The 13,246-nt window shown below is 70.3% G+C and carries 10 protein-coding genes; 2 read left to right on the top strand and 8 right to left on the bottom strand.

Annotated features, from left to right (window positions below):
* Positions 1 to 20: 20 nt before the first annotated feature.
* From rimO to dapA, 5 genes are all read right to left on the bottom strand, one after another.
* Positions 21 to 1,430 (bottom strand): 30S ribosomal protein S12 methylthiotransferase RimO, encoded by a 1,410-nt coding sequence (rimO, locus tag ABZ664_RS00560; protein ID WP_350944682.1) that lies wholly within the window; start codon positions 1,428 to 1,430, stop codon positions 21 to 23.
* Positions 1,431 to 1,622: 192 nt separating this feature from the next.
* Positions 1,623 to 2,378 (bottom strand): RodZ domain-containing protein, encoded by a 756-nt coding sequence (locus ABZ664_RS00555; protein ID WP_362501183.1) that lies wholly within the window; start codon positions 2,376 to 2,378, stop codon positions 1,623 to 1,625.
* 284 nt (positions 2,379 to 2,662) lie between these two features.
* Positions 2,663 to 5,182, bottom strand: a complete 2,520-nt coding sequence (locus ABZ664_RS00550; RefSeq protein ID WP_362501181.1) for a DNA translocase FtsK — start codon at positions 5,180 to 5,182, stop codon at positions 2,663 to 2,665.
* Between the two features lie 190 nt (positions 5,183 to 5,372).
* Complete coding sequence (locus tag ABZ664_RS00545) at positions 5,373 to 7,058, bottom strand: ribonuclease J (RefSeq protein WP_362501179.1); 1,686 nt, start codon at positions 7,056 to 7,058, stop codon at positions 5,373 to 5,375.
* Positions 7,059 to 7,222: 164 nt separating this feature from the next.
* Positions 7,223 to 8,149 (bottom strand): 4-hydroxy-tetrahydrodipicolinate synthase, encoded by a 927-nt coding sequence (dapA, locus tag ABZ664_RS00540; RefSeq protein WP_362501177.1) that lies wholly within the window; start codon positions 8,147 to 8,149, stop codon positions 7,223 to 7,225.
* Positions 8,150 to 8,593: 444 nt separating this feature from the next.
* Here dapA and ABZ664_RS00535 point away from each other — a divergent pair, with 444 nt between their 5' ends.
* Positions 8,594 to 9,316, top strand: a complete 723-nt coding sequence (locus ABZ664_RS00535) for a GntR family transcriptional regulator (protein ID WP_362501175.1) — start codon at positions 8,594 to 8,596, stop codon at positions 9,314 to 9,316.
* A gap of 43 nt (positions 9,317 to 9,359) precedes the next feature.
* Here the strand turns inward: ABZ664_RS00535 and ABZ664_RS00530 are convergent, their stop codons facing one another.
* From ABZ664_RS00530 to ABZ664_RS00520, 3 genes are all read right to left on the bottom strand, one after another.
* Positions 9,360 to 9,830 (bottom strand): peroxiredoxin, encoded by a 471-nt coding sequence (locus ABZ664_RS00530; protein ID WP_362502210.1) that lies wholly within the window; start codon positions 9,828 to 9,830, stop codon positions 9,360 to 9,362.
* Between the two features lie 187 nt (positions 9,831 to 10,017).
* On the bottom strand, positions 10,018 to 10,680 hold the full coding sequence (locus ABZ664_RS00525) for a YoaK family protein (protein WP_362501173.1): 663 nt from the start codon (positions 10,678 to 10,680) through the stop codon (positions 10,018 to 10,020).
* Between the two features lie 97 nt (positions 10,681 to 10,777).
* Complete coding sequence (locus tag ABZ664_RS00520; protein WP_362501171.1) at positions 10,778 to 11,764, bottom strand: DMT family transporter; 987 nt, start codon at positions 11,762 to 11,764, stop codon at positions 10,778 to 10,780.
* A gap of 22 nt (positions 11,765 to 11,786) precedes the next feature.
* Between ABZ664_RS00520 and ABZ664_RS00515 the strand changes: the two genes are divergently transcribed.
* Positions 11,787 to 13,202, top strand: coding sequence for a PLP-dependent aminotransferase family protein (locus ABZ664_RS00515; protein WP_362501169.1), 1,416 nt, complete (start codon positions 11,787 to 11,789; stop codon positions 13,200 to 13,202).
* Positions 13,203 to 13,246 lie beyond the last annotated feature (44 nt).

Genomic DNA, 13,246 nt, shown 5'->3' with positions numbered 1-13,246 from the left:
CTCCCGGCCCGGCGGCGCACTCATGGGGCCGCCTTGATGCGGGCGATCAGGTCGACCCCCTCCGAGTCGACCACGACGGCCCGGACGATCTGGCCCGGCACCAGCCCGATGCCCTGGACCGTTACGGACCCGTCCACCTCGGGCCCCTGGTGGGCGGCACGGCCCTCGTAACCGCCGTCGCCCAGGTCCTCTTCGATCAGGACGTCGACCTCGGTCCCGATCCGCTCCTCGGCCCGCTGAGCCATGAGCTCCTCGGCCAGCTCGGTGAGGGCGGACACCCGGGCGTCGACGATCTCCTGGTCGAGCTTGCCGGGGAGCGAGGCCGCCTCGGTGCCGTCCTCGTCGGAGTAGCCGAAGACGCCGATGACGTCGAGCCTGGCCTCCTCCAGGAAGCCCACCAGCTCCCCGAACTCCTCCTCGGTCTCGCCGGGGAAACCCACGATGAAGTTGGAGCGCACACCCGCCTCGGGCGCGTGGGCACGAATCGACTCCAGGAGGTCCAGGAAACGCCGGGGGTCACCGAAGCGGCGCATCCGGCGCAGCACCGGGCCACTCGCGTGCTGGAAGGACAGGTCGAAGTAGGGGGCCACGCCCTCGGTCGAGGCGATGATCTCCAGCAGTCCGGGGCGGAGCTCTGCGGGCTGCAGATAGCTGACGCGCACCCGCTCGACGCCCTCGGTCGCGGCGATGGAGGGCAGGAGCTTCTCCAGCGCCCTCAGGTCGCCCAGATCCTTGCCGTAGGAGGTGGAGTTCTCGCTGACCAGCACCAGCTCCTTCACGCCCTGCTCGGCCAGCCAGGCGGCCTCGCCGAGGAGCTCCTCGGCGCCGCGCGAGACGTAGGCTCCGCGGAAGGCGGGGATGGCGCAGAACGTACAGCGCCGGTCGCAGCCGGAGGCGAGTTTCAGTGAGGCCACCGGGCCGTCACCCAGGCGCTTGCGGAGCGGCCGGGGGCCGCTCGCGGGGGCCAGGCCCTCGGGCAGCTCGCCGTGGCCGGGAATACCGGTCCTGGGGGCCGCGGCGCGTTCCACCGGGGAGATGGGCAGCAGGGTCCTGCGGTCGCGGGGACTGTGCGGGACGAGCGGCCTGCCCTCCAGCACATCGTCGAGACGCGTGCCGATGTCGGTGTAGTCGTCGAAGGAGATGACGGCCGCGGCCTCGGGCAGCGCGTCGGCGAGCTGGTCGCCGTATCGCTCCGCCATGCAGCCCGCGGCGACCACCTTGGCCCCGGAGTCGGCCGCGGCGAGCAGCGTGTCGATGGAGTCCTTTTTCGCCGAGTCGATGAAGCCGCACGTGTTGACGACGACGACGTCGGGATCGTCGTCGCCCAGCTGCCAACCGGCAGCCTCAAGGCGAGCGGCGAGTTCCTCGGAGTCGACCTCGTTGCGTGCGCAACCAAGCGTGATCAGCGATGCGGTTCGGCGGGATGACATGGTGAACACTACGGTATCGGGAGTTGGCCACTACCCGATGCACCTCCCCCCATTGAGGCCCCCATTGAGGCCCCCATCCGGACCCCCGTTCAGGCAACGCCCCACCCCGGGCACGCCGCCGTCGCGGGCGGCCCCGGAGCCCTGCGACCTCCCCGGACGCGCGGTGCGTGAGGCGTTCCACATCGGCCTGACCTAGCGCTTCTTGGCTGCGGGGGCCTCGTAGGAGCGGTTGACGACCTGTCCTCGACGGCCGGGTGCGCCCACGTCCTTACCGTTCACCTTCAGTGAGACGGCTCCTCCGTCGCCGAAAGTGACCCTTATGCCGGCCTTCGCCTTCCAGGTCGAGGTCTTGCCCGCCGCGAGCGTCCCCGAGAAGATCCTCCGGCCGCCCGCGTCCTGCACGTCGAGCCAGGAGGTGCGCTTCGCCTTGACCTGGAGGACGACCATGTCGCGCCGCTTCTCCTCGGCCAGCGACGCCGCCCGGCGCGGTGAGTCGGGGCCCGAGCCCGCCGAGGGCGGCGGCACGGCGGGCACCGGCATGGGACGGAGATCCGCCACGGGAGTGTCTCCCCCGCCCATGGTCCGCACCACACCGAAGATGACCACGATGCCCAGCGCCACCGCCATCGCCGTCGTCCAGTTGGGCGAGCGGCGCTCGCGGATCTTCAGGGGCATGTCGGCCTGGAAGACGCTGGAGGCCCGCACCGGCAGCGGCACGCCCCCGTGCTGCTCGTCGTAGCGGTGCACCAGCGTCTCGGGATCGAGGTCGACGACCTTGGCGATGTTTCTTATATGGCCTCGCGCGTAGAAATCTCCCCCGCATTGGGAGAAGTCGTTCCTCTCGATTGCCTGGATGAGAACCTCGCGAATGCGTGTCCGCGCGCTCAACTGCCCGACGGTCATCCCCATCGACCGCCTGGCATCCGCCAGATCGCTTCCAATGCCCATGGCGCACGCCTCCCAGCCCCCGACGTTGCGTAGCGATACCTATTCAATCAGTAACCGGGCGGGAGGTGTGCGGCGGGGGTGCCCTTCCCGTACGGTGCCGTCATCCCCGCGCGGGCCAGCCATAAAAGGCGATATCCCCCCGATATGGGCTGACGCCTTCGATACAGGTCGTCCAGAGCACGCGACACCCCCGGCAGGAGCCCGGCCGGAGCACACGACGCCCCCGATACGGACACCCCCGACCGTGCTCCTCCGCGTTCCCTCCCCGTCCCTGTGCGGCGCCGTCAGCCCCCGCGCAGGTCGACCAGAAGGCCGGGGAGATCGTCGGGTTTGACCATGACCTCCCTCGCCTTCGACCCCTCGCTGGGCCCGACGACGTTCCTGCTCTCCAGCAGATCCATCAGGCGACCCGCCTTGGCGAAGCCGACCCTGAGCTTGCGCTGAAGCATCGAGGTCGAGCCGAACTGGGTGGTCACGATGAGCTCGGCCGCCTGGACCAGCAGGTCGAGGTCGTCGCCGATGTCCTCGTCGATCTCCTTCTTCGCGGTCGCCACGACGGACACGTCCTCGCGGTACTCGACCGTCATCTGGGCCTTGCAGTGCCCGACGATCTCGCCGATCTCCTTCTCGGAGACGAAGGCGTTCTGCAGCCGCATGGGCTTGCTCGCGCCCATCGGCAGGAAGAGCGAGTCGCCCTGCCCGACGAGCTTCTCGGCACCCGGCTGGTCCAGGATGACCCGGGAGTCGGCCAGCGAGGAGGTGGCGAAGGCGAGCCGGGAGGGCACGTTGGCCTTGATCAGGCCGGTGACCACGTCCACGCTGGGGCGCTGGGTGGCGATGACCAGGTGGATGCCCGCGGCGCGGGCCAGCTGGGTGATGCGGACGATGGAGTCCTCGACGTCGCGCGGGGCGACCATCATCAGGTCGGCGAGCTCGTCGACGATCACCAGTAGGTACGGGTAGGGCTGGTAGACGCGCTCGCTGCCCGGCGGCGCCACCAGCTTGCCGGTGCGGACCGCCTTGTTGAAGTCGTCGACGTGCCGGAAGCCGCTGGCGGCGAGGTCGTCGTAGCGGCGGTCCATCTCACCGACGACCCACTCCAGCGCCTCCGCGGCCTTCTTGGGGTTGGTGATGATCGGCGTGATGAGGTGCGGGATGCCCTCGTAGACGCTGAGCTCGACCCGCTTTGGGTCGACCAGGACCATGCGGACCTCGTCGGGGGTGGCGCGCATCAGGATCGAGGTGATCAGTCCGTTCACGCAGACCGACTTGCCCGCGCCGGTGGCGCCCGCGATGAGCAGGTGCGGCATCTTGGCCAGGTTGGCCACTATCGTGCGCCCCTCGACGTCCTTGCCGAGCCCGACGATCATCGGGTGGTGGTCGGCCTGGGCCACCGGGGAACGCAGGATGTCGCCCAGCGAGACGAGGTCCTTGTCGGTGTTGGGGATCTCGACCCCGATCGCCGACTTCCCGGGGATCGGAGAAAGGATCCGGACATCGGCCGACTTGACCGCGTACGCGATGTTCTTGGTGAGCGCGGTGACCTTCTCGACCTTGACCGCCGGGCCGAGCTCGATCTCGTAGCGCGTCACCGTCGGCCCCCGGGTGAAGCCGATCACCTGGGCGTCGATGGCGAACTGCTCCATCACGCTGGTCAGCGCGTTGACGACGACGGTGTTGGCCTTCGTCTGCGGCTTGGGCGCGGTGCCGGGGCGCAGGAGCTGCGGCTCGGGCAGGGTGTACGGGCCGGCCTGGGAGGACAGGACGAGCTGCTCGACCTTGCGCGGGGCCGGGGACGGCTCGGGGGGCGCGGCCCTGACCACCGCCTCCGCCGCATCGTCCTCCACCAGGCCGGGCACGATCTCCGGGGAGTGTTCCGGGGACCCGCCGGGCGTATCGGCGACCAGGGGCGTGTCGTAGGGCTTGACGTGGTCGCCGAGCTCGTCGCCCTCGGACTCCGGCTTCTTACGGGTGGAGGGCTTCTTCCTGGACACGCGCGGCGCGGGGGGCACATCCCGGTTGAAGAGCATGTGCCGGATCTCTGCCAGCCGCTCGGGGACCCGGTGCACCGGCGTCGCGGTGATCACCAGGATGCCGAAGCCCGACAGGATCAGCAGCAGCGGGATGGTGATGAAGGACGGCAGGATGCTCGCCGGGGGCGCGGAGACGATGAAGCCGACCATGCCTCCGGCGGCCGACACCTTGTCCATGCCGTCGGAGTCTCCCCCGGACGGGTACGGGGTGTTGTGGACCACGTGCACGACGCCTAGCACGCCGATGGTCAGGGCGGACCAGCCGATGATCATCCGGCCGGTGTCGGCGTTCTGGTCGGGGTGGCGTAGCAGCCGCCAGGCCAGCAGCACGAGCAGGATCGGGATCACCCAGGTCAGCGAGCCGAAGACGCCGCGCATGACGCCGTCGACCACGGTGGAGACCGTGCCGGTGTTCTTCCGCCAGGTCATGGCGGCGAGCACGACCGCCCCGGCGAACACCGCCAGGCCGAGCCCGTCGCGGCGGTGGACGGGGTCGAGCTCACGCGCGTTCTGCCCCAGGGCCCGCGCGGCGCTGCCGATGCCCCCCGCCAGGAGCATCCAGATGCCCATGAACAGCTTGCCGATCATGATGAGCACCCAGCTGATCGGGTCGTGCTGGGGCGAGGGCCTGCGGGCCTGAGTCGCGCTCCTCTTCCGGGCGGCGGGCGGCCGTCTGGCGGAGGCCGTACGGGCCTGGGAGGTGCCCGAACGACCGGAGGACCCCTTCCCGGGGGGCTTTCCTGAGGATCCTTTAGACGTACGGGTGGCCATGCTAGGGAGGTTAACGAGACGGGTGGTGGATTGCGCGCCGACTCGCCGGAGCGGCTGACCCTCGACCGCATTTCGCAAGATCGGTTGATACTTCACAAAAAGTGGTGAAGAGCAACGAATGTCCGAAAGCGTCTTCCATGCCCCGGCAGGGCCCGTACGGCGGCCGGTGAGGCCGCCGTACGGTGCGGAGTCAGACCTCGACCACCACGGGAATGATCATCGGGCGACGGCGGTAGGTGTCGCTCACCCAGCGCCCCACGGTCCTGCGGACCACGCGGCGGACCTGCTGGATGTCCACCACCCCGTCGGCCGCGTTCTCCTGCAGCGCCCTCTCGACCTGCGGCAGGATGTCGTCGAACATGGCCGGGTCGATGCCGGATCCCCTGGCGTGGATCTCCGGGCCCCCGGCGAGCTTGCCGGTGGCGGTGTCGACCACGATGACGATGGAGATGAAGCCCTCCTCGCCCAGGATGCGGCGATCCTTCAGCGCGAAGTCGGTGACGTCGCCCACCGAGGTGCCGTCCACGTAGACGTAACCGGCGGGAACCGCGCCCACGATCTTGGCCCGGCCGTCGATCAGGTCCACCACGACGCCGTCCTCGGCGATCACGATGTGGTCGTCGGGAACCCCGGTCAGCGCTGCGAGCTTGGCGTGTGCCCGCAGGTGACGCCATTCACCGTGCACCGGCATGAAGTTGGACGGCCGCGTCAGGTTGAGCACGTACAGCAGCTCGCCCGCGGCGGCGTGCCCGGAGACGTGCACCTTAGCGTTGCCCTTGTGCACCACGCGGGCGCCCCAACGGGACAGCCCGTTGATCACGTTGTTCACCGCGGTCTCGTTGCCCGGCACCAGCGAGGAGGCCAGGAGAACCGTGTCGCCTTCGGCGATCCGGATCGGGTGGTCGCGGTTGGCCATGCGTGACAGCGCCGCCATCGGCTCACCCTGGGACCCGGTGCAGATCAGCACCACGTCCTCCGGCGGACGGCCCTCGATCTCCTTGGCGTCGACGATCAGACCGGGCGAGACCCTCAGGTAGCCCAGGTCGCGGGCGACGCCCATGTTGCGCACCATCGAACGGCCGACCAGCGCGACCTTGCGGCCGTGCTTCTCCGCCGCGTCGATGACCTGCTGGACGCGGTGGATGTGGGAGGCGAAGCTCGCCACGATCACACGCTTGCTCGCGGTGCGGACAACCTCGTCGATGACCGGCGCGATCTCCCGCTCACTGGTGACGAAACCCGGCACCTCGGCGTTGGTCGAGTCGGACATCAGCAGGTCGACGCCCTCGGCGCCGAGCCTGGCGAACCCGCCCAGGTCGGTCAGCCGCCCGTCGCTGGGCAGCTGGTCCATCCGGAAGTCGCCGGTGTGCAGGACGATGCCCGCGGGCGTCCTGATCGCGACGGCGAGCGCGTCGGGAATGGAGTGGTTGACGGCGAGGAACTCGCACTCGAACGGCCCGAACCTGTGCCGCTCGCCTTCCACGACCTCACGTTTGGTCGGCTGGATGCGGTGCTCGGTGAGCTTGGCCTCGATCAGCGCCAGCGTCAGCTTCGATCCCACGATCGGGATGTCGCGGCGCTCGCGCAGCAGATAGGGCACGGCACCGATGTGGTCCTCGTGCGCGTGGGTCAGGACCACGGCCTCGACGTCGTCCAGGCGGTCCCGGATGTATTCGAAGTCGGGCAGGATCAGGTCGATGCCGGGCTGGTCGGGCTCGGGGAATAGCACCCCGCAGTCGACGATCAGCAACCGGCCTTCGTACTCGAACACGGCCATGTTGCGGCCGATCTCGCCGAGCCCGCCCAGCGCGACGATGCGCAGGGCACCGTCGACCAGCGCGGGCGGCAGCCCGAGTTCGGGATGGGGGTGACTCATCCGGCCACACCTCTCTCAGAGGTCTCACATGCGACGGAAGCCCTCGTGGGCAGCAGGACCACTCCCTCGCCGAGCACTCCGTCCCCCAGCGGACCCTTGTGTCTTCTCTCTCGCAAACTCTCGTTCCTCCCGAATGCGGCCGGTGAGGGCCGCAGTGTCTTATCTCATGTCACGACTTCGTCGGGCAGCTTCACACCGCCCGCGATCAAGTCTTCGCGCAACCTGGCGAGTTGCTCCCCTGTCGCCTCCACCAGGGGTGGCCGCATCGGCCCCGCGGGCCGTCCGACCAGAGAGAGCGCCGCCTTCGCCATGATCGCGCCACCGGCCTGCATCATGATCCCGGAGACCACGGGAAGCAGCCTGCGGTGGACGGCGAGCGCGCCCGCGACATCCCCCGAGCGGTACGCCTCGATCATCGCGGCGATCTCCGCGCCCGCGACGTGGCCGATCACGCTGACGCACCCCACGGCTCCCACCGACAGCCACGGCAGGTTGAGCGTGTCGTCACCCGAGTAGTAGGCGAGGCCGGTGGACGCGATGACCTGCGTCCCCTCGAACAGATCGGCCTTGGCGTCCTTCACCGCGACGATCCGCTCGTGCCGGGCGAGCCTGGCGAGTGTCTCGCTCAGGATCGGCACGCCGCTCCGGCCGGGAATGTCGTAGAGCATGGCCGGCAGGGCCGTCGCGTCGGCCACGGTGGCGAAGTGGCGGTAGATCCCCTCCTGGGGAGGCTTGCTGTAGTAGGGCGTCACCAGCAGGAGACCGTGGGCCCCGGCGCGCTCGGCGGACCTGGCAAGCTCCACGCTGTGGTGGGTGTCGTTGGTCCCGGCTCCGGCGACGACCATGGCGCGATCACCGACCGCCTCGACGACGGCGCGCAGGAGGCGCTCCTTCTCGTCGTCGGTGGTCGTCGGGGACTCCCCCGTCGTACCGCTCACGACGATGCCGTCGTTACGCTGCTCGTCCACCAGGTAGGTGGCGAGGCGACCCGCTGTCTCGTAGTCGACCGCTCCGTCACTTGTGAACGGCGTGACCATGGCGGTCAGCATGCGGCCGAAGGGGGCGTCGGAGGTTCCAGTTGGCGCTGCCATAGACCGAACGCTACCCGGATCCGTTGAAACGGTGGACCCCGCCACCCCGCCTAACCTCCGTCCACCGATGGGCCCAAGAGCGAACATCCCCCCGAGGTGCCCGCTGCACACCGTACACGTGGATATACGCCGTCGCGGCGACGGACCCCGTCAACCGCACCCCTCACCCATTTACAGACAAATAGGGCTTTTGTCCGCTTTGGTGGCGACACTGACTTCCCCGAACGAGAAAGAGGCCGCCGATATGTGCTCGGGGGTACACACATCGACGACCTCTACCGTTGAATCGGCGGTCCTTACGCGGGCGTTACAAGGTCTCTGAGATATTTTTGGATCCTTCTGGGGATAACGGTAAAGTTGGAGCTCCAAATCGGAGCCATTACCCTGCGTCGCGTATCGAATACGGCAGGATGGGGCAACGCCCCAGACCCCAGGGATGGACACGTGGCAAGCTCCGATCCTGTCTACCTGCGCGTCGTCGCCGACATCCGGCGCCAGATCGTCGACGGCTCCCTTCCCCCCGGCGCCTCGATCCCCTCTCGCGCCCAGCTGACCAGGAAATACGGCGTGGGCGAGACGGCCGCCCGGCACGCGCTGCGCGTGCTCGCCGCCGAGGGCCTCATCGTCGGCCGCGTCGGCTCGGGCCACTACGTACGGGAGCAGCCGGTGCTGCTCCCCCTGCACCGATGGCGTTTCCATGACCACCCCACCCCCTTCGGCGCCGACATCCAGTCGCAGGGCACCCGGGCCACCTGGGACTGGCGGGCCGAGCCCGCCGACGCCACCCCCGACATCGCCCACCGCCTGCGGCTGGACGAATCGGCCCCGGTCACCCGCACCCACTACGTCTTCCGCGGCGACGGCAAGCCGATCCAGCTCGCCACCTCCTACGAGCCCGCCGAGTTCGGTGAGATCACGGAGGAGAGCCCCCGAAGCCTGATCGCCCGCCTGTCGGCGATCGGCGTCAAGGTCACCGAGATCGTCGAGCAGGTCTACACCCGCGTCCCGCAACCGGCCGAGAGCGACGCCCTCGCCCTGCCCGCGGGCGTCCAGGTCCTGCACGTCGAACGCACCCACTGGGCGGGGGACCGACCGGTGGAGACGAGCGACATCGTCATCCCCGGCGACCGCTTCCGCCTCGTGTACACCCACCCCCTGCACCCCTGACCGCCGCGTCCGCCGCGACGGGAGGGCACCGGGCCCATGAAGGTCAGAGGCGTGGGCGGGAGCGGAGGACTTCGATCGCGCGGTCGGCGTGCGCCTCCATGGAGGTCTCGCTGTGGATCACTTCCAGGAGGCGGTGGTCCACGTCGATGACGAAGGTCATCCGACGGGTGAGAAACGGTCCCACCGCGACGGTACGGCGGGCGCCGAGGCGACGGGCGACGGCGCCTTCGGGGTCGGAGAGCAGGGGAAAGTCCAGCTGGTTGGCCTTGGCGAACCTCGCCTGCCGCTCGACCCGGTCGCGGCTGATCCCGATCCTGGTCGCTCCCTCGGCGGCGAACTCGGCGGCCATGTCGCGGAAGTGGCAGCTCTCGAGCGTGCACCCGGAGGTCATCGCCGCCGGATAGAAGAAGAGCACCACCGGCCCCTTGGCCAGAAACTCGCTGAGCCGCCTCGGCGTGCCCGTCTCGTCGAGGAGTTCGAAGTCCTCGACCACATCTCCTACCGCGAGGCCCATGCCCACGAGTCATCTCCTTAGGTTCACCGGAGGATCTCCGCTCACCTCGGCCGTCGTGATCGGCGAGACTGAGAGTCGGAGTCCCAACCTCATTTCTAAGCGATTCACCGTCCGAGCGACAGTCCCACAGCCGACCCACCGTGGAATATCCGTTCTTCCCGTCCGGAAACCGGAAAGCGGCGAATCATCACCGGCTCCCCCGGCCGTTCCCCCGGGCCGGCCGTCCCCGGAGCCCGTACGGGTGCGCGACGGCGAGTGCGAGGAGTGTGAAGGCCGGGGCGATCACGGCGGCCCAGGGGGGCGCGAAGCGCAGGAGCAGGGACGCGCAGAGGGCGCCGAGGACGAGGGCGACGATGACGGCGGCCCGGCGCCGGTTGTCGGTGGACCGGCCCGACACCGAGGTCTCGAACAGCGAGGTGAGGGTGCCCGTGACGAACGTGGTCGTGACGCCGGCCAGGCCGACCCGGCGGGCCGCCGCGGCCTGCATGCCCATGGCGCAGGATCCCGCCCCGATCAGCGCGAGGATCACGGCCGGGCCGGGCGCGCCCCCGCTGAGCGTCCAGCCGGCGAGAAGGGCGATCTGGAGGGCCAGGTCGGCCCACAGGGGCCTGATGACGGCCGACGGCCACAACGCGTTCCCCCCGTGACGTCCCGGCATCCTGAAGCCGATGAGAAGCCCCACGCTGAACCCCACGCAGGCGAGTCCGGAACGCAGCGCGTGAAGCACCCACTCCTCGCGGCCGGCGAGGGCGAAGAGGATGAGGTTGCCGGTCATGTTCGCGGTGAAGACGCCACCGAGCCCGAGGAAGGCGACCGCGTCCATCGCCCCCGCCGCCAGCGTCAGCAGCACGAGAGCGGCATGGCCGCGCCGCCGCACGGACCTCGTCTCACTGTGACAGCCTAGTTTCACTTTTTTGCGGCTGTGCGTCACGTCCTTCGAGGACCTCTCAGGAGCGGGCCCGCTGCGTCAGGGCGACGCACGCGAGGACGGCCAGCGCCGCCGCGATGGTGACCGGGCCGAAGAGTTCGCCGAGCAGCAGCCAGGCCCACAGCAGCGTCAGCAGCGGCTGGGCGAGCTGGGTCTGCCCGGCGCGGGCGATGCCGCCCATGGCCAGGCCCGCGTACCAGGGGATGAAGCCGAGGAACATCGAGACCAGGCCGACGTACGCGAACCCGGCGAGTGAGGCGGTGGTGGGCCGCGAATCGGTGGCCAGCGCGAGCGCGACGGTGATCGGCACGGTCAGCGGTGCGGCGAGGACGAGGGTGTGGGAGATCACCCTCCAGCCGGGGGTGTCACGGGCCAGGCGCCCACCCTCGGTGTAGCCGACGGCGGCCGACAGCAGCGCGCCGACGAGCAGCAGGTCGGCTCCGGTGATGTGACCGCCGCCCATGCTGAGGGTGAAGACGGTGATCGACACGGCCCCGAGGCCGCAGGACACCCAGAACAGCGCCTTGGGCCGCTCCCCCGCCCGCAGCACCGCGCAGGCGGCGGTGGCGGCGGGCAGCAGCCCGATCACCACGGCGGCGTGCGAGGTGGAGGCCCCGGCGTGAAGCGCGAGACCGCTGAAAAGAGGGAAGCCGAACACCACGCCCGCCACGATGACGCCGTACGACCGGAGCTGGGACCTGGGCGGCAGCAACGGCACTCTCGCCGCGAGCAGGAACACGGCGGCCGCGACCGCGGCGACGACGGCCCGGCCGACGGCCACCAGGTAGGGGTCGAAACCCTCCATCGCGAAGACCGTCGCCGGGAACGAGCCCGAGAAGGCCAGCACCCCGAGCCCTGCCAGCAGGGTCCCCCGCCACGCTCCGCCCGGCGCCTCCGGCGACGTCGCGCCACCCGGTCGCCGGTCGTGACGCGCCTTTCCCGGGGAGGCGAGGCCGGGCAGCACCTCTGCGGGCGGGACCGTACCCGCCGCTATCCGATTTGGCACGATAGCGCTACTCTTTTCACTCATGAATGACGATAGCAGTATCGTCCGGCTCACCGCCACGCTCCGTGAGGAGGTGTCGCGGCTCCGCCCGGGTGACCGGCTGCCGTCGAGCCGGGAGCTGGTCCGGCTGCACAATGTGAGCCCGGTGACCGTGTCACGCGCGATCGGCAGACTCGCCGCCGAGGGACGGGTGATCACCAAACCCGGGAGCGGGGCCTACGTGGCTCCGGCGATCACACGGGGCGGCGACAACGCCGACATGTCATGGCAAACGGTGGCGCTGGGCGACAGGGTGGTGGACGACAGCGAGGTGAGCGGACTTCTCGCCTCGCCACCCGAGGGGGTCATCCCGCTCACCGGCGGCTACCTCAACCCGGCCCTGCGCCCCTCCAGGGCGCTGTCGGCCGCCGCCTCCCGCGCGCTGCGCCGTCCCGACGTCTGGGAGATGCCTCCGCTGAGCGGTCTGCCCGAGCTGCGCAGGTGGTTCGCCCAGGAACTGGGAGGTGACGTCACCCCGTCGGACGTCCTGATCGTCAGCGGCGGGCAGACGGCGCTCATTCACGCTTTCCGCGCCCTCACGGCCCCCGGCACCCCCGTACTCGTCGAGACCCCCACCTACCCGGGCGCGCTCGCGGCCGCGCGGGCCGCGGGACTTCGCGCGACGGCCGTGCCCATGGACCGCGAGGGGGTGCGGCCCGAACTCCTCGCGGAGGCGTTCGCCGTGACCGGCGCGCGGGTTTTCCTCTGCCAGCCGACCCTGCACAACCCCACGGGCGCGACCCTGCCCCTGGAGCGGCGCGAGCAGGTGCTGGCGATCGCCCGCGCCGCCGGGGCGTTCGTGATCGAGGACGACTACGCGCGCTACTTCACCACCGCCCCCGCACCTCCGCCGATGGTCGCGCTGGACGCCCACGGCACGGTCGTGCACATCAACTCCCTGACCAAGGTCCTGTCGCCGAACCTGCGGGTCGCCGGGGTCGTCGCCCGAGGCCCCGCCGCGCGACGGCTGAGGGCGAGCCAGCTCGTGGAGTCGTTCTTCGTCGCCAGGCCGCTCCAGGAGACGGCGCTGGAGTTCGTCGGCTCGCCCGCCTGGCGGCGCCACCTCGCCGCGCTCGGCACCGAGCTGGCGCTGCGCAGGGACACCCTCGCCGCGGCCCTCGCCGCCCGGATGCCCGGCGCCACGATCCACCTCGTTCCTCGCGGCGGCCTGCACCTGTGGGTACGGCTCCCCGAGGACCGGGACGAGGAGAGTGTGGTGGAGGCCGCCAGGAGGGCGGGAGCCCTGGTGAGTCCCGGGCGCATCTACTACCCGGCCGAGCCGCCGGGCCCGCGCATCAGGGTGACCCACTCGGCGGCCGTCCACACGGCCGAGCTGGTCGAGGGCGTACGCAGGCTGGCGACGGCCCTTGACGGCCCTGACGGCCCTGGCGGCCCCTGACCATCTGGTCGCCCTCGCGGGGGTTCGGGGGAGCCCCCTGCCCC

It is taken from the genome of Streptosporangium sp. NPDC006930 (genome assembly GCF_040635605.1).
Classification (GTDB): domain Bacteria; phylum Actinomycetota; class Actinomycetes; order Streptosporangiales; family Streptosporangiaceae; genus Streptosporangium.
This window is presented reverse-complemented; position numbering and strand designations above follow the sequence as displayed.

Coding starts and splice junctions, on each gene's coding strand:
- rimO (WP_350944682.1), bottom strand. CDS start 1,430: ATGTCATCCCGCCGAACCGCATCGCTGATCACGCTTGGTTGCGCACGC.
- ABZ664_RS00555 (WP_362501183.1), bottom strand. CDS start 2,378: ATGGGCATTGGAAGCGATCTGGCGGATGCCAGGCGGTCGATGGGGATG.
- ABZ664_RS00550 (WP_362501181.1), bottom strand. CDS start 5,182: ATGGCCACCCGTACGTCTAAAGGATCCTCAGGAAAGCCCCCCGGGAAG.
- ABZ664_RS00545 (WP_362501179.1), bottom strand. CDS start 7,058: ATGAGTCACCCCCATCCCGAACTCGGGCTGCCGCCCGCGCTGGTCGAC.
- dapA (WP_362501177.1), bottom strand. CDS start 8,149: ATGGCAGCGCCAACTGGAACCTCCGACGCCCCCTTCGGCCGCATGCTG.
- ABZ664_RS00530 (WP_362502210.1), bottom strand. CDS start 9,830: ATGGGCCTCGCGGTAGGAGATGTGGTCGAGGACTTCGAACTCCTCGAC.
- ABZ664_RS00515 (WP_362501169.1), top strand. CDS start 11,787: ATGAATGACGATAGCAGTATCGTCCGGCTCACCGCCACGCTCCGTGAG.